Origin of the sequence: Pandoraea pnomenusa (genome assembly GCF_000767615.3) — a bacterium.
Taxonomy (GTDB): Bacteria; Pseudomonadota; Gammaproteobacteria; order Burkholderiales; family Burkholderiaceae; genus Pandoraea; species Pandoraea pnomenusa.
In genome coordinates this window covers 2,407,459-2,429,469 of sequence record NZ_CP009553.3, presented here as the reverse complement: position 1 = coordinate 2,429,469, position 22,011 = coordinate 2,407,459, and the positions used below count along the sequence as shown (strand labels likewise).

General features: G+C 65.8%; 19 protein-coding genes. 9 read left to right on the top strand and 10 right to left on the bottom strand.

The window, feature by feature from the left end:
- Nucleotides 1-162: 162 nt before the first annotated feature.
- Genes ygfZ through LV28_RS34890 form a run of 3 tightly spaced genes read left to right on the top strand, consistent with a single transcriptional unit; the run spans nt 163 to nt 2,443 of the window.
- Nucleotides 163-1,287, top strand: a complete 1,125-nt coding sequence (gene ygfZ / locus LV28_RS34900; RefSeq protein WP_038617705.1) for a CAF17-like 4Fe-4S cluster assembly/insertion protein YgfZ — start codon at nt 163-165, stop codon at nt 1,285-1,287.
- Between the two features lie 20 nt (nt 1,288-1,307).
- Nucleotides 1,308-1,622, top strand: coding sequence for a DUF4936 family protein (locus LV28_RS34895; RefSeq protein ID WP_023595766.1), 315 nt, complete (start codon nt 1,308-1,310; stop codon nt 1,620-1,622).
- Nucleotides 1,613-2,443, top strand: a complete 831-nt coding sequence (locus LV28_RS34890) for an NRDE family protein (RefSeq protein ID WP_038617708.1) — start codon at nt 1,613-1,615, stop codon at nt 2,441-2,443. The genes LV28_RS34895 and LV28_RS34890 overlap by 10 nt, the downstream gene beginning before the upstream one ends.
- A 62-nt stretch (nt 2,444-2,505) precedes the next feature.
- On the opposite strand, the gene LV28_RS34885 is transcribed toward LV28_RS34890, so the two are convergent.
- The 9 genes from LV28_RS34885 to LV28_RS34845 form a co-directional block, all read right to left on the bottom strand.
- Complete coding sequence (locus tag LV28_RS34885) at nt 2,506-3,501, bottom strand: NADP-dependent oxidoreductase (protein WP_038617711.1); 996 nt, start codon at nt 3,499-3,501, stop codon at nt 2,506-2,508.
- A gap of 59 nt (nt 3,502-3,560) precedes the next feature.
- Nucleotides 3,561-4,001 carry a PaaI family thioesterase gene (locus tag LV28_RS34880; protein WP_023595763.1) on the bottom strand — a complete coding sequence of 147 codons (441 nt, stop codon included), beginning with the start codon at nt 3,999-4,001 and terminating at the stop codon, nt 3,561-3,563.
- A gap of 150 nt (nt 4,002-4,151) precedes the next feature.
- Nucleotides 4,152-4,757 carry a bifunctional nicotinamidase/pyrazinamidase gene (gene pncA / locus LV28_RS34875; RefSeq protein WP_025249077.1) on the bottom strand — a complete coding sequence of 202 codons (606 nt, stop codon included), beginning with the start codon at nt 4,755-4,757 and terminating at the stop codon, nt 4,152-4,154.
- 96 nt (nt 4,758-4,853) lie between these two features.
- The gene (locus LV28_RS34870; RefSeq protein ID WP_038617716.1) at nt 4,854-6,950 is read right to left on the bottom strand and encodes a 3-hydroxyacyl-CoA dehydrogenase NAD-binding domain-containing protein; all 2,097 of its coding nucleotides are present in this window, start codon (nt 6,948-6,950) and stop codon (nt 4,854-4,856) included.
- 89 nt (nt 6,951-7,039) lie between these two features.
- Nucleotides 7,040-7,801: an ABC transporter ATP-binding protein gene (locus LV28_RS34865; RefSeq protein WP_038621144.1), complete on the bottom strand. Its 762-nt coding sequence runs from the start codon at nt 7,799-7,801 to the stop codon at nt 7,040-7,042.
- Nucleotides 7,794-8,621, bottom strand: coding sequence for an ABC transporter ATP-binding protein (locus tag LV28_RS34860; RefSeq protein WP_023595759.1), 828 nt, complete (start codon nt 8,619-8,621; stop codon nt 7,794-7,796). Before LV28_RS34860 ends, LV28_RS34865 begins: the two co-directional genes overlap by 8 nt.
- The gene (locus LV28_RS34855) at nt 8,618-9,880 is read right to left on the bottom strand and encodes a branched-chain amino acid ABC transporter permease (RefSeq protein ID WP_038621146.1); all 1,263 of its coding nucleotides are present in this window, start codon (nt 9,878-9,880) and stop codon (nt 8,618-8,620) included. Before LV28_RS34855 ends, LV28_RS34860 begins: the two co-directional genes overlap by 4 nt.
- On the bottom strand, nt 9,880-10,833 hold the full coding sequence (locus LV28_RS34850; protein WP_081256033.1) for a branched-chain amino acid ABC transporter permease: 954 nt from the start codon (nt 10,831-10,833) through the stop codon (nt 9,880-9,882). The genes LV28_RS34855 and LV28_RS34850 overlap by 1 nt, the downstream gene beginning before the upstream one ends.
- 262 nt (nt 10,834-11,095) lie before the next feature.
- Nucleotides 11,096-12,724 carry a 3-(methylthio)propionyl-CoA ligase gene (locus LV28_RS34845; RefSeq protein ID WP_023595756.1) on the bottom strand — a complete coding sequence of 543 codons (1,629 nt, stop codon included), beginning with the start codon at nt 12,722-12,724 and terminating at the stop codon, nt 11,096-11,098.
- A 317-nt stretch (nt 12,725-13,041) separates the two neighbouring features.
- On the opposite strand from LV28_RS34845, the gene LV28_RS34840 reads away from it, so the two are divergent.
- The 6 genes from LV28_RS34840 to LV28_RS34815 all read left to right on the top strand — a co-directional run bounded on the left by LV28_RS34840 (nt 13,042) and on the right by LV28_RS34815 (nt 17,526).
- A complete protein-coding gene (locus LV28_RS34840; protein ID WP_081326861.1) occupies nt 13,042-14,559 on the top strand; it encodes a protein adenylyltransferase SelO in 1,518 nt (505 codons plus the stop codon).
- A 118-nt stretch (nt 14,560-14,677) separates the two neighbouring features.
- Entirely contained in the window at nt 14,678-15,100 is a 423-nt protein-coding gene (gene msrB, locus LV28_RS34835; RefSeq protein ID WP_023595754.1) for a peptide-methionine (R)-S-oxide reductase MsrB, read from the top strand.
- Between the two features lie 169 nt (nt 15,101-15,269).
- Nucleotides 15,270-15,686, top strand: coding sequence for a YgiW/YdeI family stress tolerance OB fold protein (locus LV28_RS34830; RefSeq protein WP_023595753.1), 417 nt, complete (start codon nt 15,270-15,272; stop codon nt 15,684-15,686).
- A 156-nt stretch (nt 15,687-15,842) separates the two neighbouring features.
- Nucleotides 15,843-16,376: a septation protein A gene (locus LV28_RS34825; RefSeq protein WP_023595752.1), complete on the top strand. Its 534-nt coding sequence runs from the start codon at nt 15,843-15,845 to the stop codon at nt 16,374-16,376.
- 29 nt (nt 16,377-16,405) lie between these two features.
- Nucleotides 16,406-16,669, top strand: a complete 264-nt coding sequence (locus tag LV28_RS34820) for a BolA family protein (protein WP_023595751.1) — start codon at nt 16,406-16,408, stop codon at nt 16,667-16,669.
- Between the two features lie 62 nt (nt 16,670-16,731).
- The gene (locus tag LV28_RS34815; RefSeq protein WP_023595750.1) at nt 16,732-17,526 is read left to right on the top strand and encodes a peptidylprolyl isomerase; all 795 of its coding nucleotides are present in this window, start codon (nt 16,732-16,734) and stop codon (nt 17,524-17,526) included.
- 188 nt (nt 17,527-17,714) lie between these two features.
- Here the strand turns inward: LV28_RS34815 and purL are convergent, their stop codons facing one another.
- Nucleotides 17,715-21,746: a phosphoribosylformylglycinamidine synthase gene (gene purL, locus LV28_RS34810; protein ID WP_023595749.1), complete on the bottom strand. Its 4,032-nt coding sequence runs from the start codon at nt 21,744-21,746 to the stop codon at nt 17,715-17,717.
- Nucleotides 21,747-22,011 lie beyond the last annotated feature (265 nt).

Below are 22,011 nucleotides of genomic sequence, written 5' to 3'. Positions count from 1 at the left end.
CGGCCGCGGGTTCGGGGGGACTCGGTCAGCCGGGGCGATCGGGCCGCACGGGTATCTCGCGACGCATTTCGCGCATCGAACCGGGCTCGCACGTCCTGGCGGAAGACCCAATATAATACTTTGACTTGCCGAACCCTCACAGATTGACAGGCACCCTCGTTTATGACCTCCCAATGGCGTGACCTTCTGCCGCAAGCGGCAGCCGCATCTTCCACAGAACTCTCGCTCGATGCCGACGCGCTCGCCGCTCAGTTCGACGCGCTGCGCAACGGCAGTTTCGTGTCGCTCGCGAGCGATACCGGATTGATTGCCGTGAACGGCGCCGACGCCGCCGCCTTCCTGCATGGACAGCTGACGAACGACGTCGAGCGTCTCGCGCCGGCACAGGCGCGCCTGGCGGGCTATTGCTCCGCGAAGGGCCGCCTGCTCGCCACGTTCCTGATGTGGCGCGACGCCTCCGCCGACGCGACGATCTACCTCGCATGCGGCGCCGATGTGCAGGCGGGCGTCCAGAAGCGTTTGTCGATGTTCGTATTGCGCGCAAAGGCGAAACTCACCGACGGCACGGCGACTCATGTATTGCTTCAGGTCGGAGGCCCGGCTGCCGAAGCCGTGCTCGCCGGGACGTTCGCTTCGCTGTCGGACTCGGCGCTCGCAGCCGCGCACGGCACACTGGGCGACGCACCGACGAGCCTCGTACGTCTGCCGGACGCCGGTACCGCCCGCGCGTTGCCACGCTTCCTGTGGAGCGTACCGGTCGCGCAGGCCGGTGCCGCATGGGCGTCGCTCACGCAGGCGGCCGGGGTCGTGACGGTCGCCCCCGACATCGCCGCCTGGCTGGATGTGCATAGCGGCGTGGCACGCGTCACGAGTGCGACGCAAGAGCAGTTCGTGCCGCAAATGATCAACTGGGAAGTCGTGGGTGGCGTGAATTTCCGCAAGGGGTGCTATCCCGGGCAGGAAGTCGTTGCTCGCAGTCAGTATCGCGGCACGATCAAGCGACGCCTGCATCTCGCCCATATCGACGGCGCGCCGCCCCAACCGGGTCAGGCGCTCGTCGAGACGAGCGACCCCGACCAGCCGTGCGGCATGATCGTGCAGGCTGCCATCGCGCCGAGCGGCGGCTACGACGCACTGGTCGAACTGAAGCTCGCCGCGCGCGAGGCGAACGATGTGCGCCTGGGTGCGGCCGACGGCCCGGCACTTGCGTTTGCCGAACTGCCTTACGACATCTTCGATCCCACCGAGTCGCCCGCCTCGTCGGCGTCGTCCGCCACTGTGTCCTGAACGGCGCGCCGCGACAGCCGATGGACTGTTACGTCTACTACCGCGTCTCGACGCACGATGCCGACGCCGCGCGGCAAGCCGTCGCGCAGCTCCTTGCGCTGGCGGCGGCTCGCTTCGGCGTGGCGGGACGCCTTCAATGGCGGCTGGATGCGCCGCAAAGCGATGCCGCCACCTTGTTCGCCACCTGGATGGAGCGATACGACAGTGTCGATAACGCCTTCGTCGCCGCCCTGCCCTCGCTGGTTGCCGAGTCCGGCCTGGCAACGCTGGTGCAGGGCGAGCGCCATGTCGAGTGCTTCGTCGACGCGACCGCCGCCCAAACGCCATGTGCCTGATCGTCTTCTCCTGGACACCTGACGCCCCCACCCCGCTGGTTCTGCTGGCCAATCGCGACGAGTTCTTCGAGCGTCCCGCCGAGCCGATGCACTGGTGGCGCGATCGCACTGACGTGCTGGGCGGACGGGACCTGCGCGGCGGCGGAACGTGGCTGGGCGTCAATCGCTCGGGACGGTTTGCCGCGCTCACGAACTTCCGCGACGGCAGGGCGCCGATGGCTCCGAAGGACGCGCCTTCGCGCGGACTGCTGGTGTCGGCAATGCTCGACGCCACACCGTTTGACGGCGATCTCGCGCGCGTGGAGAAACATGCCCATGAATATGCGGGATTCAACCTGCTGACGGGAGATCTGCCTGCGGGCAAGCTGTTCTGGCTCGGCAATCGCGACGATGCCCGCAGCGACCATGACGGCGACCCGCACAGGCGCCCCCGTCCCGTCGCCCACCCGATCGCCGCAGGCATTCACGGGCTTTCGAATGCCCTGTTGGACACGCCCTGGCCGAAGCTGGTGAGCCGTCGCGGCGCGCTCGGGGCTGCCCTGGCCGAGGGCGCCGACGACATGACGTTGCTCACGCTCATGCGCGATCCAACCCAGGCGCCCGACGACGCGTTGCCCGAAACCGGCGTGACGCCCGCGTGGGAGAAGGCGCTGTCCGCGGCCTTCATCGCGTCTCCCGCCTATGGCACCCGGTGCACGACGCTGCTGCGTTATCACCGCGACGGCACGCTCGAACTCACCGAGTCGACCGTGTCGCCGGGGCAAAGCGCCGACGATCTGAACGATTTGCGACGGTATCGCTTCCAGATTGCGCGAACCTGATGCACCTTCGCTGCATTACATCGGGCGCGCCATGACGCCGGGGCGCCCGATGTGCCGCGCGCCTACACCAGTCTCACGATCTGCTTGCCGAAGTTCTCGCCCTTGAGCAGGCCGAGAAACGCGGCCGGCGCGTTCTCGATGCCTTGCGTGATCGTCTCGCGGTAGCGCAGTTCTCCGGCGGCGATGGCATCCGTGAGTTCCCTGAGCGCCTGCGGCCAGACGTCCATGTGCTCGGTCACGATGAAGCCTTCGAGGCGGACCCGGTTCGTGAGCAGCAGCGCCGGATACTTCATCGGAATCGGCGCGCCGTTGTAGCCCGAGATCATGCCGCACAGCGCAATGCGCGAATGGGCGTTGAGGTTGCGCATGACGGCGTCGAATACCTCGCCGCCGACGTTCTCGAAGTATCCGTCGATACCGTCCGGCGCCGCCGCGCGCAGCGCTTCGTCGATGTTGCCGGCCTTGTAGTCGACACAGGCGTCGAAGCCGAGTGTCTGCACAACATAGTTGCACTTCTGTTCGCCGCCGGCGATCCCGACCACGCGGCATCCGGCGCGTTTGGCGAGTTGCCCCACGACACTGCCCACCGCGCCCGACGCCGCACTCACCGCCACGGTCTCCCCGGGCTTCGGGCAGATGATGCGGCTCAGGCCGTACCAGGCCGTCACACCCGGCATGCCGGCCGCCCCGAGATACACGCTCATCGGCACGCGCGAGTCGCGAAGTCGCTGAAGATTGCTGCCGTCCGAGATGCCGTACTCCTGCCAGCCGAACATCGCGGAAACCGCATCGCCCGGCTGCCAGTCGGGATGGCGCGATTCGATCACTTCGCCGACCGTTGCACCGATCATCACGGTATCGAGCGGTTGCGGCGGCGCATACGACCTGGTGTCGTTCATCCTGCCCCGCATGTACGGGTCGAGCGACAGATAGAAATTACGGACCAGCACCTGGCCCTCTCCCAATTCCGGCAGCTCGGGGGCCGCGAGGTGAAAATTGTCGAGCGTGGCTTCGCCCTTCGGGCGCGAAACCAGCAGAATCTGACGGTTGATCGTCATGGCATTTCCTCCGTGTCCTGCGCGCTTTGCGGCACGCTTCACCAGACCAATACTGCCGGTCAGTCGCCTCGCGGCTCGCTCGGCCGGCGTTGCTCGCGCACGTCGCGCCCTACCGCGAGGCGTCGCAGATACTTGAACGTACCCATCGCCTTGGCCACCAGCTTTCCGTTCGCATCGCGCACTTCGCCTTCGCAATAGGCCATCGTGGTCGAACGATGCAGCAAGCGACCGTAGGCGCGCATTTCGCCGGAGCCCGGCTGCATGAAGCTCGTCTTCATCTCGATGGTGACCACCCCCGTGCCCTCTGGCGCCACGCTGCGGCTCGCCGTGCTCAGCGCCACGTCGAGCAGCGCCATCGTCACGCCGCCGTGCATCACTTCCCAGCTGTTGAGATGCTTCGGTGCGAGCGGCAAACGCAACTCCGACGCGCCATCCTCGGCGCGCACCAATTCAATACCGAGAAGATCGATAAAGCCCGAGTGGATCGTCACCGCGCTCATAGGGCACTCCGGAACTGCCGAAATTGTTTGTTCATCATCACATTGTCCCCTAACAGCCCTGCACCTTGCACGCAGCGCCTGTCATGCCTTCCATCGTCGTCGCCACGCGCAATGCGCCCTACCCCCGGCCCGCTGGCCCGCTGGCCCTTTTTACTCCCGCGATACCCCTGCCGCGGCAAGCGACGCCCACGCGCTGGCCAGCGAACCATTGAGATCGATCGCCCGGCACGCGTGCTCGATCACGCAGACGTCGAAGCCTGCCGCCCGCGCGTCGAGCGCGCTCCACGCCACACAGAAGTCCGTCGCGAGACCGACGCAATGCACGCGCCGCACACCCTTCTCGCGCAGGTATCCGGCCAGTCCCGTCGGCGTACGTCGATCCGCCTCGAGAAAAGCGGAGTAGCTGTCGACATTTGCGTGATAGCCCTTGCGCACCACGGCCTGCGCGTGCGGAATATCAAGATCCGCATGTAATGCCGCGCCGTGCGTGTCCTGCACGCAATGCGCCGGCCACAGCACCTGCTCGCCGTATGGCAGCGCGATCGTCTCGAACGGTTGTCGCCCCGCGTGGTTGCGCGCAAACGAGACATGCCCCGCCGGGTGCCAGTCCTGCGTGAGCACCACATGCGCGAACCGACTCGCGAGTCCGTTGATCACCGGCACCACTTCGTGACCGTTCGGCACCGCCAATGCCCCACCCGGCATGAAATCGTTCTGCACGTCGATCACGAGCAGCACTTCGTCCATCGGTTTCATTTCCACATCCCTCATCTGCCGTCCCGCGATAGCGTCACGTCGATCCGGCGAACCCGTCGCCCGACATCGTATGGATCAGCAGTTGCCAAGCACCGGTCAACCATTAAAGCGCTTGCCCGCCTCGGCCAGTTCGACGAGTCGCGTCGCCGGGGTCCAATCTTCGCCATGCTCGCCCTGGGCGAATTCGCGCACACGTGCCAGCACGTTCTCGAGGCCAATGCTGTCGGCATAGAGCATCGGACCGCCGCGCCAGAGCGGGAACCCATAACCATTCAGATACACCATGTCGATGTCGGACGCGCGAGCCGCCGTTCCATCGGCCAGCACTTTGGCGCCTTCGTTCACAAGCGCGTAGACCAGGCGATCCACGATCTCTTCGTCGGAAAAGACACGTGGGGCGATACCGTTCGCGCTGCGGTAGTCGTCGAGCATCTGCGCCACCTTTGCCGATTCGCGCGGTGTGCGGTCACCCTCGGCGTAGTCATACCAGCCAGCGTGCGTCTTCTGTCCGTACCGGCCGGCCTCGCACAGCACGTCGGCGATCTTCGGATATGCAATGTCGGGATGCTCGGCGTGACGTCGCTTGCGAATCGCCCAACTGACATCGTTGCCGGCCAGATCGCTGGTTCGGAACGGCCCCATCGCGAAGCCGAACCGCTCGATGGCGGCGTCGACCTGCGCGGGCGTTGCGCCCTGCTCGACCATCCACTGCGACTGTTTGAAGTACGGCTCGAGCATGCGATTGCCGATGAAACCGTCACACACACGTGCCACCACGGCCAACTTGCCGATTCGCTTGGCGAGCTTCATGACGGTGGCCAGCACGTCTTTGGCTGTGTCGGCGCCGCGCACCACTTCGAGCAGACGCATCACGTGGGCCGGGCTGAAGAAATGCATACCGACCACGTCATGCGCCCGCGACGTGGTCCGCGCGAGCGCGTCGAGATCGAGCGTCGACGTGTTCGATGCGAGAATCGCGCCGGGTTTGGCCACCTTGTCGAGCTCGCGAAAGACGACCTGCTTGATCGCCATGTCCTCGAAGACCGCCTCGACGATCAGGTCGGCGTCGGCGACCGCCGCGAAATCCGTGCTGCCGTGAATGCGGGCCAGGCGCTTGTCCGCCTCATCGGCAGCGAGCTTGCCGCGCGTGACGGCACGCGCATAGTTACCGCGCATCGTCTCGAGACCGCGCGCCAGTGCGGCGTCGGTCGTATCGACGAGCGTGACCGGGAGTCCCGCATTGGCGAACGTCATGGCAATGCCGCCGCCCATCGTGCCGGCGCCGATCACGGCCACGCGCTCGATCGTGCGCACCGGCGTATCGTCCGGCACATCCGCGATCTTGCCCGCCGCGCGTTCGCCGAGAAAGGCATGACGCAAGGCCTTGGACTCGGGCGAGCTGACCAGTGCCAAGAAACACTCGCGCTCGAACTTCACGCCGTCGTCGAACGCACGCGACAGTGCCGCCTCCACGGCCGCCACGCATTTATGTGGGGCAGGAAAGTGCGGTTGCTCTCGCTGGACTTTCTCTCTCGCGGCGTCGATGGCCGCTTTCGCGGCGCCGTCTGGGTCGTCGATCGCGACATCGCGCAACCTCGGCAACGTCTCGCCGCGCGCGGCCACGTCATTGGCGAAGGCAATGGCGCCAGTCAGCAGGTCGTCATGCGAGCCCTCGAACAGTTTCGAAAAGAGCGTGCCGACCAAGGCTTCCGACTTCACCACGCGGCCCGTCACGACCATGTCGAGCGCACGTGCGACACCGATGGCGCGCGGCAGTCGTTGTGTGCCGCCCGCGCCAGGCAACAGCCCGAGCTTGACTTCCGGCAATGCGATCTGCGCCCCAGGCAGCGCCACCCGGTAGTGACACGCCAATGCCAGCTCCAGACCGCCGCCCATGGCGACGGCATGGACCGCGGCAACCACGGGTTTGGTGCAGGCGTCGAGCGCGGCAATCACGTCCACCAGCAGCGGACTTTGCGTGGCCTTCGGCGTATTGAACTCGCGGATATCTGCCCCGCCGGAAAATGCCTTGCCGGCACCGATCAGCACGATGGCTCGCACCTGCGCGTCGGCCTGGGCGCTGGCCAGCCCTTGGGCGATACCCGCGCGGGTCGCATGTCCCAGGCCGTTGACCGGGGGATTCTCCAGCGTAATGACCGCTATGCCGTCGCGAATCTCGTAAGCCGTGCTCATCGTTGTCTCTATCCTTGTATTGTCCGTTCGTTGGGGGTGCCGCGAGCACGCAGGCCGCAGCAATACGATCGTTCGATTCTAGCGCAGCGCTAGACCTCGAGCCATTCGCGCCGGACCGCGGGCGCGGCGACCAGCGCTTCCGGCTCGCCCTCGAAGACGAGCGCGCCTCGGCCCATGACCGCAACCCGTTGCGCACACGTGAGCGCGAGCGACAGCTTCTGTTCGATCAGCAGGATCGCCACGCCAGTGGCCCGAAGATCCGTGAGGATTCGCCCGATTCGCGCGACGACACGAGGCGCCAGACCTTCGGTCGGCTCATCAACGATCAGCAACGACGGCCCGGCCATCATGGCCCGACACAGCGCGAGCAGCTGTTGCTCGCCGCCGGAGAGCGCCCCCGCCGGCGTGTCCCGGCGCGGGGCGAGCTCCTCGAACCGCTCGAATGCCTGCGCGAGTGTAAGCGCACGACGCTCATTCGCAATGGCCTCACCCGAGCGCTGCCGCCCTGCGCGCAGACGTCCCCATCCTCCCAACAGCCCGCGACTTGCCCGCTGGCCCAGCAGCAGATTCTGCGTCACCGTCAGGGGTGCGAAGACATCGCGCGTCTCCGGCACGTAGCCAATGCCCAAGCGTGCGATTCGATGCGGCGCGAGCGAGACCAGCGATCGTCCTTGCCAGCGAATTTCACCCTCTCGCGGCACTTGCCCCATGATCGCCCTGGCCAACGTGGAGCGCCCTGCGCCGTTGCGGCCGAGCACCGCCACGATCTCCCCGGGACCCACTCGCATCGTGACGCCGTGCAGGACACGGCTTCCTCCATACCCCGCACGGACGTCGATCAGCTCAAGCATCGCGGGCCTCCCCGGCGCCGGCGGGTCCGAGCGCGTCGGCATATTCGCCCAGATACGCGGTACGAACATCCGGATGCTGACGAATTCGCTCCGGCGTGTCGCAGGCGATGACCGCGCCTCGCGCGAGCACGGCGATTCGGTCCGCCAGCGAGAAAACCACCCGCATGTCGTGCTCGATCATCAGCAATGCTCGCCCGCGGCTCAGTTCCGCAATGAGCGCCACCATGCGCGCGGACTCCGACTGACTCATCCCGGCGGTCGGCTCGTCGAGCAACATCACGCTGCCCGCCGACGCCGCGCACATCCCGACTTCGAGCACGCGCTGTTCCGCATAACTCAACGCGCCCGCCGGCACGTCGCGCCGAGCCTCCAGTCCAAGGCGCGCCAGCCAGGCTTCGCTGCGCCGTGTCACGTCGTCAAGTCCACGCATGCGCCGCCAGAAGGTGTAGCGGTGGCCGCTCGGCCAAAGTCCCGCGCAACGCAGATGGTCGATCACGCTCATGTGTCCGAACAACTGCGACGTCTGAAAACTGCGCGACAGCCCGCGACGACTGATGACGTGCGGCGCGCGCCCGGTGACGTCGCGATCGTGCAGCAGAACACGGCCCTTGTCGGCGTGCGTTCGGCCGGTAATCACGTCGAACAAGGTACTTTTGCCAGCGCCGTTCGGTCCGATGATGGCCAGACGCTCCCCGGCCGTCAGCGTCAGATCGACACCGCACAACACCTGCGTCCGGCCGAACGACTTGTGCAGCCCACGGATGCTGAGCACTGGTGCGGGCGTCGCGGCGGTCGTCGCGTGTTTCGTCGCGCGCTTCATCGCCCCTCCTGCGCCGACATGCGCAAAGCGGCCACCGCGCGACGCAATCGAGCCCCCGTGCGCACAAGCACCGCCAGCCCGGCCACGGCCGCCAGCGCGGCCAGCGCCCATGCGCCTGCGCCGGGTGTGCTCGCGCCGCCGTTCGCCGACACCCCGGCGTCGGCCGCCAGACGCGAACCGTAGGTCATCTCGACAATCGCGACCAGGCCGCCGGCAAACAGCGCCATGCCGACGCAAACCCCGGCATAGGGCTTCCACAGCCGACGTACCGCGCCGCAACGCCACGCCTGCACGTGCGCCGCCATCAGCCCCGCGACGCCGCCGGGCGCGAAGATCACCACGGCGAGAAACCCCAGCCCTACGTAGAGCTGCCACGCCCGTGTGAATGTGGCGAGCACCACGGTCGCCAACACCCCGATCACGGCGCCTATCATGGGTCCGACGAAGTAGGCCGCACCGCCGAGCACCGTGAAGACGAGCACGACGCCCGAGCGCTCGAGGCTGAACGTATCGGCGCTGACCAGTTCGAAATTCAGCGCACCCAGCGCGCCGGCCAGACCGGCGAACGCCGCCGCGATGATCTGCATGCGGTAGCGCACCGCGGCCGGCGACTGTCCGAGAAACGCGACCCGCCCGTCGTTATCCCGTACGGCGCGCGCAAGAAACCCCAGCGGCGTGCGTGTCACGCCGTACATCAGCGTGGCGCAGACGAACCACCAGAACGCGACCAGCCCGTAGACTTCGCGCTGCGTCGCGAACGTCACACCGAACCAAGCCGCGCCGAGCGTTCTGTCCGTCGGTATGCCGCGCTCGCCGCCGAACCACTCAGGCAGCATGGCGGCCATCACCCAGACGAGTTCCGCGACGCCCAGCGTAATCATGGCGAACGTCATGCCGGCGCGACGCGTGGTGACAAAGCCCAACGTGGCGCCCGCAATGCCTCCGGCGAATGCGCCCGCAAGCGGCACCAGCGCCATCGAGACGGGCCAGCCCTGCAAGCCGATACGATTCATGCACCACACCGCGGCGTAGGCGCCCACGCCGGCATAGGTCGCGTGGCAGAAGCTCAACAGTCCCGTCGTCCCGAGCAGCAGATTGAACGACAGCGCGAGAATCGCCGCCGTTCCCATTTGCGTCATGAGTGTCAGGGCGGCGTCGGAAGGAAAGCACCAGGGGGCAACGCCGAGGACCGCCGCGAAGCACACCCACGCGATGGCTCGACGCGCGATCGGAGCGGCGACCAGGGAGATGTCCCGCATCATCCCTCCCGCACGCCAGCAAGCCCGCGCGGGCGCCACAAAAGCACCGCCACCATCAACAGATATGGCACCGCGGGCGCGAGCTGCGCCACGCTCAGGCGCGCGAGGGGTGCCAGGGGGGCGAGCGCGCCCGCCTGCGCCGAGGGCCACCACGCCACCAGGCTCGCATCGCTCGTGACGGCCCACGTTTGCAACAGCCCGATGAGCAGCGATGCCACGAAAGCCCCGCCCAACGATCCGAGCCCGCCGACCACCACCACCACGAACACGACACTGCCCACCGTTGCCGCCATCCCCGGTTCGGTGACGAGCACATTGCCGCCTGCCGCGCCGGCGAGCGCCGCCAGCGCCGCGCCGCAGGCGAACACGCCCGTGTATAGCGCGGGCACGTCGTAGCCGAGCGCCTGCGTCATCGCGGGCTGCGACAGCGCGGCCTGAAGCACGAGCCCGGCGCGCGTGGCACGCAGCGTCCCCCACACCAGAAGCGCAATCGCGCACGCCAGCAGCATCAGGAACAATCGGTAGGCAGGCACCGCCACCCCCGCGATGCCGATCAGGGTCCCGTCGAGAACGGCCGGCACGGCATAGTCCACCGGACCACGCCCCCACGCCAACTGCACCAGCTCGACCACGACGTAGGCCAGCCCGAACGTGGCGAGCAACTCCGCCAGCACGCCGCGCGCCCGTAGCCGCCGAAGCACGCTGCGCTCGAACAATGCCCCGACAGCGCCGACGAGCAGCGGCGCCGCGATCAGCGCCGCCCAGAACCCGATCCGCGCCGACAGCGCGTAAGCAAAGTACGCGCCCAGCATGTAGAAGCTCGCATGCGCGAAGTTCAGCACCCCCAGCATGCTGAAGATGAGCGTGAGTCCGCTGGACAGCATGAATAGCAGCAAGCCATAGCTCACCCCATTCACGAGTACGAGGCCGGCGGTGGCACTCAGCAGATGCACTGCGTCTCCTTCGGAATCGTCAGGAAAAGACGCGGCAGAAGCCGCCGCGTCGGGGAAATTTCAGGCTGACATTATAGAGGGGACGGACGCGGCGACCGCTGACGAATCGCGCGAAAAGCGCCGCCATTACAGGATTTCGGATGCGTCCGAGGCAGCGCTCGGCGCTTTCCCAGCCCCGGTCGGGGCACGCCGCCACCCTGGCTGCCATGGCCTATGCCCCGGGCCGACGGGCGCCGGCCGGGACGCGACGCGAGCGTCGAAGCTAAGACGCCGCGCGATGGTCGCGGAACTTCTCGCGCAGTTTGAGCTTGAGCATCTTCCCGGTTGCGGTGTGAGGGATTTCGTCGACGAAGACGACGTCGTCCGGAATCCACCACTTCACGACGCGCCCCTGATAGAACGCCAACACGTCCTCGCGCGACAGCGACGAGCCGGGTTTGCGTACGACCACGAGCAGCGGCCGCTCCTCCCATTTCGGATGCGGCATGGCGATGCACGCGGCCTCGTGAATTTCCGGATGCGCCATGGCGATGTTCTCGACGTCGATCGAACTGATCCATTCGCCGCCCGACTTGATGACGTCCTTGCTTCGGTCCGTGATCTGCACATATCCCTCGGCATCGATGGTCGCCACGTCGCCGGTAGGGAACCAGCCGTCGACCAGCGGCGACGCGTCGGCGCGGAAATAACGCTCCAGCACCCACGGCCCCCGGGCGTAAAGGTCTCCGAACGCCTTGCCGTCCCAGGGCAACGCTTCGCCGTCGGGCCCCACGATCTTCAGGTCGACACCATAGATCGCCGTGCCCTGCTTCTCCAGAATATGCTGCTGCGCCTCGGCCGGCAGGTCGCGATGATGCTTGCGCAAATGACACAGCGTGCCCAGCGGCGACATCTCACTCATGCCCCAGGCGTGAATCACGCGTACGCCGTAGTCCTTCTCGAAGGTCTGCAGCATGGCCGGCGGACAGGCCGATCCTCCGATCACCGTACGCTCGAGCGTGGAGAAACGCGCACCGATGGACTTGACGTACGTGAGCAACCCCAGCCACACGGTCGGCACGCCCGCCGAAAACGTCACGCCCTCGGCCTCGAACAGTTCATAAAGCGACTTGCCGTCGAGATCCTTGCCCGGAAACACGAGCTTGGCACCGACGAGCGCGCTGGAGTACGGCAGTCCCCACGCGTTCACATGGAACATCGGCACCACCGGCAGCACGGCGTCGCGCGCCGACATCGCCATCGCATCGGGCAACGACGCACCGAAGGCATGCAGCACGGTGGAGCGATGGCTGTAGAGCACGCCCTTCGGGTTGCCGGTCGTGCCCGACGTGTAGCAAAGGCCCGACGCCGTGTGCTCGTCGAGGGACGGCCAGACGAAATCGCCGCTTTCCGCCTCGACGATGTCCTCGTAGCACAGCAATGGCAACTGCGAGGGCGGCAGATGCGCCCGGTCGGCCAGGGCAATCCAGCCCTCGACACCCGGACACTGAGGCGCGATCGCCTCGACCAGCGGCAGGAAACCAATGTCGAACGCGACGAAGCGATCTTCGGCGTGATTGACGATGTAGGCGATCTGCTCCGGGAACAGGCGCGGATTGACAGTATGAATCACGCTCCCCATGCCCGAGACGGCGTAGTAAAGCTCGAGATGGCGGTAGCCGTTCCACGCGAGCGTGCCCACGCGCTCGCCGTCACGCACGCCAAGGCGGCGCAGGGCCTGGGCAAGCTGTCGCGACCGCCGCTCGGCGTCACGCCACGTATAACGGTGAATGTCGCCTTCCACGCGACGCGACACGATCTCGGTATCGCCGTGGTGACGGGCGGCGTGCGTGAGCAGCGAGGAAATCAGCAGCGGCGCGGCCATCATCTGGCCGAGGAGCGGTGTTGCCATGCGTCGAATCTCCAGGAAAGTCGGAAATACCGGAATTACGGGGATACGTCGGGAACAGCGATCGGCATTCGTGCGCCGCGCGTTGCGCGTGAAGCGCGACTTGGCACGTGTGATGCGTGCATTCGTGAGCACCGCGGAGAATCATTCTTGACGCGCGCGCGCTGCGGGTCAACGCCCTTCGCTTGTGCGCCGCAACACCGCGGCACGCCGCGCGCCGCGGGAGCACTTGGCGCGTGCCAGCCCGCCGGGGCGAGGCCCCGGCAGCACGCGACGGATACCTCAAGTAGAATGTTTGTTCACCATCAGGAACGTCCCCAATGCCGGCCAACGACCGCTGCGCTGCTGCGCCTCATTCGCTCGAACCGTTCGGACCGCTCCGTCTGATCAACCGCTTCGCCACGCTCGGCACGGATTTCTACACGCGCCTGTCGCCGCAACCGTTGCCCGAGCCCTACCTGGTCGGCTTCTCGGCCGACGCCGCCCGGCTGCTCGGCTGGTCGCCCGCCGCGGCACGCGACCCCGAGTTTCTCGCCACCTTTGCGGGCAACGCACCACTGACCGGCGGCGACCCGCTCGCGAGCGTCTATTCCGGGCATCAATTCGGTGTCTGGGCCGGGCAATTGGGCGACGGTCGCGCACTGCTGCTCGGCGAGTCGGACGGTCCGGGAGGACGCTGGGAAATCCAGATCAAGGGGGGCGGACTGACGCCCTATTCGCGCATGGGCGACGGCCGTGCGGTGCTGCGCTCGTCGATTCGCGAATTTCTCGGTTCGGAGGCGATGTTCCATCTGGGCGTGCCGACCACGCGCGCGCTGTGCGTGATCGGCTCCGATGCCCCCGTGCGTCGAGAAACCATCGAGACGGCCGCGGTTGTCACGCGCCTGTCGCCGAGTTTCATTCGATTCGGACACTTCGAACATTTCTGGGCCGCCGATCAGCACGAGGCGCTGCGCCAGTTGGCCGACTTCACGATCGATCACCACTATCCGCATTGCCGCGATGCCGCCAATCCGTACCTCGCGATGCTCGAGGCGGTGTGCGACGCGACGGCCGAACTGGTGGCGCACTGGCAAGCCGTGGGCTTCTGTCACGGCGTGATGAACACCGACAACATGTCGATTCTCGGACTGACGATCGACTACGGTCCGTTCGGATTCCTCGACGGATTCAACGCCCACCACATCTGCAATCATTCGGATTCGCAGGGCCGATACGCGTACCAGGCGCAGCCGAATGTCGCCTACTGGAACCTGTTCTGCCTCGCGCAGTCACTGTTGCCGCTGTTCGGCGAAGGCGATGCGGCCATCGAGCAGGCGCAGTCGGTGTTGCCCGTGTTCAAGACCCGCTTCGCCGAGGAAATCGATCTGCGCATGCGCGCCAAGCTCGGTTTGCGCGAGTCGCATGCGGATGATGAGACGCTCATCAACCGGCTATTCAAGCTGATGCACGAGGGGCGCGTCGACTTCACGCATCTGTTCCGTCAGCTCGCCACACTCCAGCTCGACGCCCCGTCAGCCGACGCCCCGTTGCGCGACATGTTTATCGATCGCGAAGGTTTCGACGCCTGGGCCGTGGACTATCGCGCCCGCCTGCGGCACGAGGCGAGCACCGATGCGAAGCGCGCGGTGGCCATGCACTTGGTCAACCCCAAGTACATCCTGCGCAACCATCTGGCCGAAATTGCGATCCGGCGCGCCAACGAGAAGGATTTCTCGGAAGTCGACACCTTGCTCAAGGTGCTCTCGCGCCCCTACGACGAACAGCCGGAATTCGAACGCTACGCCGAATTACCCCCCGACTGGGCCGGACAACTCGAGGTCAGTTGCTCGTCGTGAGCGGCCTCGCGCCAGCGCGGCGCATTGCAAAACACGCACGCCGCCCCCATCTGTGGCGAGTGCGCAGTCATACGACGCGTGACGGCAACCACCGGCCGTCACCCATCAGGAGAACCTCATGAGCAAAGTGGAAAAGAGCGACGCCGAATGGCGCGCCCAACTCGACGACGTCGAATACCAGGTCACGCGCCACGCCGCGACCGAGCGCGCGTTCACGGGCCGCTACTGGGATCACTGGAAGGACGGCACCTATCGCTGTGTGTGTTGCGGCGCGCCGCTGTTTCAGTCGACCGAGAAATTCGACGCCGGTTGCGGCTGGCCAAGCTATTCGAAACCCATCGACAAATCGGGCATCGACGAAGTGATGGACTACAGTCACGGCATGGTGCGCGTGGAAGTGCGCTGCCACAATTGCGACGCCCACCTCGGCCACGTGTTCGAAGACGGCCCGCAGCCGACCGGATTGCGTTACTGCATCAATTCCGCTTCGCTCGATTTCGAGGACAAGGACGGCCAGACGGAGTCGCCGAAGGAAGACTGAGCGCCGTGCGACGGCGGAGCACAGAACTTTGGCGGATCGAGGCATTCAAACAGTGGCCATGTGCCACAAAATACCGGTGAAATGGCGTGAAATCGACGGCATTTCACCCTGAATCGGCGTTTTTTGGCAGTAGGCTTGCGTCCACCCAAATTGTTAGGGAGTCCATGTCGTGTCCATAAAATCGAATCGCTTCGCCTTCCTGCCCGTCGCCGCCACGCTCATCGCCGGCGCGTTTGCCTTCGGTTCCCCGGCGCAGGCTCAGGTCAACGTGCCGTCGGCTTCGGCTGGCGGCACGGTTGCCGTGCCCGCCGTCATGCCACGTGCCGTGACAGTGGAGCAGGCACTCGCCGCACCGAAGGACGTCGAAGCCGTCATCGAGGGCTACATCGTCAACAAGCTCAAACACGAGCACTACACCTTCCGCGACGCCGCCGGCAAGACCATCGAAATCGAGCTCGACGACAAGCACCTGCCGCCGGGTCGCGAAATTACCGAGAAGACGCACGTGCGCATCTGGGGCGAAGTCGACAAGCATCGACTCAAGCCCAACGATATCGACGTCAAACGCATTGAAATCATCGAGTAAATCGAGGCGGCCGCGACGCTCGTGCGCGCCGCACGTTTCGCGCGTCGCCGCGCTCGCCCGCCGGGGCTTTGAAATATAATGCGGGTTTGCGCCCGGCCCTCCGATATTCGCGGGCTCAGGACGCCAAATCTCCCGAAGCCCCCAAGCCGAGACTTCATGAAATTTCTTTTCGACCTGTTACCGGTCATCCTGTTTTTCGTCGCCTTCAAGTTCGCCGGCATCTACGTCGCTACCGGCATTGCCATCGCGACGACGATTGCTCAGGTCCTGTGGATGTGGCTGCGACACCGCAAGGTCGAGCCCATGCAATGGGTCAGTCTGGCGATCATCGTGGTGTTCGGCGGTGCCACCATGCTGCTGCACGACGAAACCTTCATCAAGTGGAAACCCACGGCACTTTACTGGCTCTTCGGCATCACGCTGTTCGTCGCCGAACTCGTGTTCGACAAGAACCTGATCCGCGCGATGATGGAAAAGCAGATGGCGTTGCCCGAGAACCTGTGGCGCGCCGTGAACTTCAGCTGGGCGCTGTTCTTCCTCGCCATGGGTGCGCTCAACCTGGTAATCGCCTATCACTTCTCGACCGATACCTGGGTCGACTTCAAGCTCTTCGGCGGCATGGGCCTCATGGTCGTGTTCATCGTCGTGCAGAGCCTTTGGCTCGCGAAGTACATCAAGCAGGACGAATAAGGTCCAACGTCCGTCAGGAAGCCTCCGTCATGAGCATGGAACAGCAAATCGAAGCGCGCCTCACGGCGGCCCTCGCCCCCCTCGAGTTCGCACTGGAGAACGACAGCGCCCGCCATGCGGGCCATGCCGGCGCCGCCTCGGGCGGCCATTACAATCTGCGCATCGTCTCGGCCGCCTTTACCGGACGTAACCGCGTGGCACGTCATCGCCTGGTGTATGATGCGCTAGCCGATTTGATGCAGAACGGCATTCACGCCCTCGCCATCGTCGCGCTCGCCCCCGGTGAAGCGTGACCCGCATGCGACGCGTCCCCCGTCGATTAACCCTGCCTTCGTCATTCGTTAGGAAAAACAGCATGGCATTGAAACTCGCCCGCACGGCCATGGCGCTCGGCGCCGCCGTGTCGCTGACCGCCGTCTCCCTCCCTGCGCTCGCCCAGAACGTCGCCGTCGTGAACGGCACGCCGGTGCCTGTGTCGCGCGCCGACGCCATGGTGCGCGAAATGGTCCGTCAGGGTCAGCCGAACTCGCCGCAGTTGCAGCAGCAGGTGCGCGAAGAACTGGTCAAGCGCGAAGTGCTCGCGCAGGCAGCCGTCAGCAAGGGTCTGGCCTCGCAACCGGACGTCAAGGCGCAGCTCAAGCTCGCCGAGCAAGGCGTGCTCATCCGCGCGCTGATCGCCGACTTCCAGAAGACCTCGCCGGTGAGCGACGCCGAAGTGCAAGCCCGCTACGATCAACTGAAGAAGCAGTTCGGCGACAAGGAATATCACGCGCGCCACATCCTGGTGCCGTCGGAAGACACCGCCAAGGAGATCATCGCGAAACTGAAGGGCGGCGCGAAGTTCGAAGATCTCGCCAAACAGTATTCGAAGGACCCGGGTTCGGCAAAGAATGGTGGTGACCTCGACTGGTCGCCGGCCAATGCCTATGTGCCCGAATTCGCCGATGCACTGCAAAAGCTCCAGAAGGGCCAATACACCCAGGCCCCGGTCAAGACGCAGTTCGGCTATCACGTGATCGAGCTCGACGACGTGCGCGACGCGCAAATCCCGCCGCTGTCGGACGTCAAGCCGCAACTCGTGCAGCAGATGCAGGAAGAGAAGCTGCAAGGCTTCATCGAAGGCCTCGAGAAAAAGGCCAAGATTCAGTAACTGCCACAACGGCATCGCCGAACGAAAAAACCCGCCGAAAGGCGGGTTTTTTTGTGGCCTTCCCGGCTTGACCGGGCGAGCCGCTATCCGCGCCGGCGCCAGGAAAGACGCCTGCCCTGACGAACGAGGCAAGCGGCCTTCATGCATGCCGGCAAGGGCGACAGCACATCGCCCTCGCGAATCGGCAATCAGGCGACCCAGCGACGCGCGTTGCGGAACATGCGCATCCACGGGCTGTCTTCGCCCCACTGGGCAGGTGCCCAGCTCATCTGCACCGTGCGGAACACGCGCTCCGGATGCGGCATCATCACCGTGAAGCGACCGTCGGCCGTCGTCACCGACGTCAGCCCGCGCGGCGAACCGTTCGGGTTGTACGGATACTGCTCCGTCGGCTGCCCCCGATGGTCGACAAAGCGCATCGCGGCAATCGCCTGGTCGATGTTGCCCTGCTGACCGAAGTTGGCGTAGCCCTCGCCGTGCGCGACCACGATCGGCAGTTGCGAGCCCGCCATGTCCTTGAAGAAGAGCGACGGCGATTCCAGCACCTCGACCTGCGTCAGACGCGCTTCGTACTTCGACTGGTTATACGTAAACTTCGGCCACGCCGCGGCGCCCGGAATCAGGTTCGACAGGTTGCTCATCATCTGGCAACCGTTGCATACGCCCAGAGCGAAGGTGTCGGCGCGATTGAAGAACCCGGCGAACTGTTCGGCAAGCGAGGGGTTGAACAGGATCGTCTTGGCCCAGCCTTCGCCGGCGCCCAGCGTGTCGCCGTACGAGAAACCGCCGCAGGCGATGAAGCCCTTGAACGTCTCGAGCGAGTGACGGCCCGCGAGCAAATCGCTCATGTGCACGTCGTACGCGTCGAAGCCGGCCTTGTCGAGCACGTAAGCCATTTCGAGGTGGGAGTTCACGCCCTGCTCTCGCAGGATCGCCACCTTCGGACGCGCCCCCGTCGCGATGAACGGTGCCGCGACGTCTTCGCTGGGGTCGAACGTCAGCTTCGGCGAGAGGCCCGGATCGCTGGTGTCGTTCAGTGCTTCGTACTCGGCGTCGGCCGCGGCCGGGTTGTCGCGCAGACGCGCGATCCGCCAGCTCACCTCCGACCACACACGCTGCAGTTCCGCACGCGGCGCGCCAAAGACCTTTTTCGCGTCGCGATAGATTTCGATGACGTCAGTCGTGTTCGGCTTGCCGATCACGTTCGTGCACGCCGACAGACCCGCTTCGCGCAGCGCCTGCAGCACGGCGTCGCGCTCCGATGCGCGCACCTGGATGACGCCGCCGAGCTCTTCCGAGAACAGCGCGCGCAGCGTCTTGTCTTCCCGGCGACCGGCCGTCTGCTTGGCCCAGTCCTTCGCGTCGCCGTAATCGGATTCGAAGCCGTCGTCGAGCGTGAGCATGTCGACGTTGAGCGACACACCGACATGCCCCGCGAACGCCATTTCCGCGACCGCGGCGAACAGACCGCCGTCCGAACGATCGTGATACGCGAGCAGCTTGCCGTCGCGATTGAGTTTCTGGATGGCGTCGAAGAAGCGCTTGAGGTCGGCCGGATCGTCGAGATCCGGCGCCACGTCGCCGATCTGTTGCGTCACCTGAGCGAGGATACTGCCGCCCATGCGATGCTTGTTGCGCCCCAGATCGATGGCGATCAGCACTGTCTCGCCAACGTCGGCGGCCGAGCGCAGTTGCGGCGTGAGATGACCACGTACGTCCTCGACCGGCGCGAACGCCGACACGATCAGCGAGACCGGCGCCACCACGTCCTTGCCGCGACCGGCGTCTTCCCACTTGGTGCGCATCGACAGCGAATCCTTGCCCACCGGGATCGACAGCCCCAGTGCCGGGCACAGCTCCATGCCCACCGCCTTGACCGTGTCGAACAGCGCCGCGTCTTCGCCTTCGGTGCCGCAGGCTGCCATCCAGTTAGCCGACAGCTTGATCTGGTCGAGCGACGCAATCGGCGCCGCCGCAATGTTCGTGATGGCTTCGCCAACCGCCATGCGGCCCGATGCGGGCGCGTCGATCACGGCCAGCGGCGTGCGCTCGCCCATCGTCATCGCTTCCCCACGATAGCCGGCGTAGTCCATCAGCGAAATGGCGCAGTCGGCCACCGGCACCTGCCACGGACCGACCATCTGGTCGCGCGCCGTCAGGCCGCCCACCGTGCGGTCGCCAATGGTGATGAGGAACGATTTGCTTGCCACGGTCGGATGACGCAGCACCGCACGCGCCACGTCGTCGAGCGACAGGCCGGTCACGTCCACCGGAGGCAGCGCCGCCTGCACTCGCTTCACGTCGCGATGCATGCGCGGCGGCTTGCCCAGCAGCACATCCATCGGCATGTCCACCGGATCCGGCGATTCCGGATGCATCGGATCGACGAGCTTCAGCTGGCGCTCGTCGGTCGCCACGCCGACCACCGCCACCGGGCAACGCTCGCGCTGGCAGATGGCCTGGAATGCGGGAAAGCTGTCGGGTGCGATCGCGAGCACGTAACGCTCCTGCGCCTCGTTGCTCCAGATCTCGGCCGGCGACATGCCAGACTCCTCCAGTTGCACCTGGCGCAGGTCGAAGCGCGCGCCCTTGCCCGCACCGTCGACCAGCTCGGGGAAGGCGTTCGAGATACCGCCCGCCCCCACGTCGTGAATCGACAGGATCGGGTTGGCCTCGCCCTGACGCCAACACCAGTTGATGACTTCCTGCGCACGACGCTCGATTTCCGGATTGCCGCGCTGCACGGAGTCGAAGTCCAGTTCCGCGGTGTTGGTGCCCGTCGCCATCGAGCTTGCGGCGCCGCCGCCCATGCCGATGCGCATGCCCGGACCGCCGATCTGGATCAGCAGCGTGCCGGCCGGCAGATCGTGCTTGTGCGTGTGCTGCGCGGCGATGTTGCCCATGCCGCCGGCGATCATGATCGGCTTGTGATAGCCGCGTACACGACCGCCCACGTTCTGTTCATAGGTACGGAAGTAGCCACCGAGGTTCGGACGGCCGAATTCGTTGTTGAACGCCGCGCCGCCCAGCGGACCGTCGATCATGATCTGCAGCGGCGAGGCGATGCGGTCCGGACGGCCGTAGTCCGCGCCGGTGTCGTCGGGCTTGCGCAGCGACGGCGGCACCGCCACGTCACGATCGTTCTCCCACGCTTCGCGTGCGTCCGGCAGCGCCAGGTTCGACACGGTGAAGCCGGTCAGCCCCACCTTCGGCGTGGAGCCGCGCCCCGTCGCGCCTTCGTCGCGAATCTCGCCACCCGCGCCGGTAGACGCCCCCGGGAACGGCGAAATCGCCGTCGGGTGGTTGTGCGTCTCGACCTTCATCAGCGTATGCGTGAGTTCCACGCTGCGGCCGTACTTGCCGTCGGCGCCGCGCGGATACCAGCGCTCGACTTCGGCGCCTTCCATCACCGAAGCGTTGTCCGAGTACGCAACCACCGTGCCCTGCGGATGCAGCTGGTGCGTGTTCTTGATCATCTGGAACAACGACTTGTCCTGCGCCTGGCCGTCGATGGTCCATTGCGCATTGAAGATCTTGTGACGGCAGTGCTCGCTGTTCGCCTGCGCGAACATCATCAGTTCCACGTCGGTCGGATTGCGCTTGACGCTCGTGAAGGCATCGACCAGGTAATCGATCTCGTCGTCGGCCAGCGCGAGGCCCAGGTCACGGTTGGCGGCCTCGAGCGCGCCGCGTCCGGCACCGATCACGTCGACGGTCTGCAGCGGCTTGGCCGGCAGCTCGACGAACAGCGCTTCAGCGTCCTTGCGCGAGGCGACGACCGTCTCGGTCATGCGATCGTGCAGCACGGCGGCCACGCGGGCGAGCACGTCGGCCGGCAGCGATTTCTTGCCGCCGAGCAGTCCTGACTTCACGCCGATCGTGTATTCGACCGCGCGCTCGATGCGTCGCACGTGATCGATGCCGCAGTTGCGGGCAATGTCCGTCGCCTTGCTCGCCCAGGGCGAGATCGTGCCCAGCCGCGGGATCACGAGCAGCTGATCGCCCACCGGCTCGTCACGCACCGGCTCACCGTAGGTAAGCAGACCGGCGACACGTGCCACATCCTCGCTCGAGAGCGGCTCGACGCTGGCCACGAGGTGCACGTAGCGCGCGTCGACGCGCACGATCGAGCTGTCGATGGCTTGCAGGGTCTGCAGAAGACGTTGCTGGCGGAATTCGGAGAGCGCCAAGGCGCCGGCGAAGCAGGCAATGTGATTCATGGAAGGACGGAAGGCGAGGCGTTCAAAACGCGGGGGAACGACAAACCGGGATTATACCCTGCTTACCCCGGGTTATACCCGAGTGCGCAACACGTATTCTGGCCCGCTGCCGCCCTGTCGCGGCCGCTCTCTGGTAACCTATGCGCCCCGTACCGAACTCGAAATCGGAACACGGCTCGCGCCGCCCGGCGACCCCGGAGGCGAGGCCCGGCACAAAACGTCACTGGCAAGACACTAATACGACACTAACAAGCGAACGAACGGG

Bases quoted from the DNA above. Each gene is read 5' to 3' on its own strand.
- ygfZ (WP_038617705.1), top strand. From the start codon at position 163: ATGACCTCCCAATGGCGTGACCTTCTGCCGCAAGCGGCAGCCGCATCT.
- LV28_RS34895 (WP_023595766.1), top strand. From the start codon at position 1,308: ATGGACTGTTACGTCTACTACCGCGTCTCGACGCACGATGCCGACGCC.
- LV28_RS34890 (WP_038617708.1), top strand. From the start codon at position 1,613: ATGTGCCTGATCGTCTTCTCCTGGACACCTGACGCCCCCACCCCGCTG.
- LV28_RS34885 (WP_038617711.1), bottom strand. From the start codon at position 3,501: ATGACGATCAACCGTCAGATTCTGCTGGTTTCGCGCCCGAAGGGCGAA.
- LV28_RS34880 (WP_023595763.1), bottom strand. From the start codon at position 4,001: ATGAGCGCGGTGACGATCCACTCGGGCTTTATCGATCTTCTCGGTATT.
- pncA (WP_025249077.1), bottom strand. From the start codon at position 4,757: ATGAAACCGATGGACGAAGTGCTGCTCGTGATCGACGTGCAGAACGAT.
- LV28_RS34870 (WP_038617716.1), bottom strand. From the start codon at position 6,950: ATGAGCACGGCTTACGAGATTCGCGACGGCATAGCGGTCATTACGCTG.
- LV28_RS34865 (WP_038621144.1), bottom strand. From the start codon at position 7,801: ATGCTTGAGCTGATCGACGTCCGTGCGGGGTATGGAGGAAGCCGTGTC.
- LV28_RS34860 (WP_023595759.1), bottom strand. From the start codon at position 8,621: ATGAAGCGCGCGACGAAACACGCGACGACCGCCGCGACGCCCGCACCA.
- LV28_RS34855 (WP_038621146.1), bottom strand. From the start codon at position 9,880: ATGCGGGACATCTCCCTGGTCGCCGCTCCGATCGCGCGTCGAGCCATC.
- LV28_RS34845 (WP_023595756.1), bottom strand. From the start codon at position 12,724: ATGGCAACACCGCTCCTCGGCCAGATGATGGCCGCGCCGCTGCTGATT.
- LV28_RS34840 (WP_081326861.1), top strand. From the start codon at position 13,042: ATGCCGGCCAACGACCGCTGCGCTGCTGCGCCTCATTCGCTCGAACCG.
- msrB (WP_023595754.1), top strand. From the start codon at position 14,678: ATGAGCAAAGTGGAAAAGAGCGACGCCGAATGGCGCGCCCAACTCGAC.
- LV28_RS34825 (WP_023595752.1), top strand. From the start codon at position 15,843: ATGAAATTTCTTTTCGACCTGTTACCGGTCATCCTGTTTTTCGTCGCC.
- LV28_RS34820 (WP_023595751.1), top strand. From the start codon at position 16,406: ATGAGCATGGAACAGCAAATCGAAGCGCGCCTCACGGCGGCCCTCGCC.
- LV28_RS34815 (WP_023595750.1), top strand. From the start codon at position 16,732: ATGGCATTGAAACTCGCCCGCACGGCCATGGCGCTCGGCGCCGCCGTG.
- purL (WP_023595749.1), bottom strand. From the start codon at position 21,746: ATGAATCACATTGCCTGCTTCGCCGGCGCCTTGGCGCTCTCCGAATTC.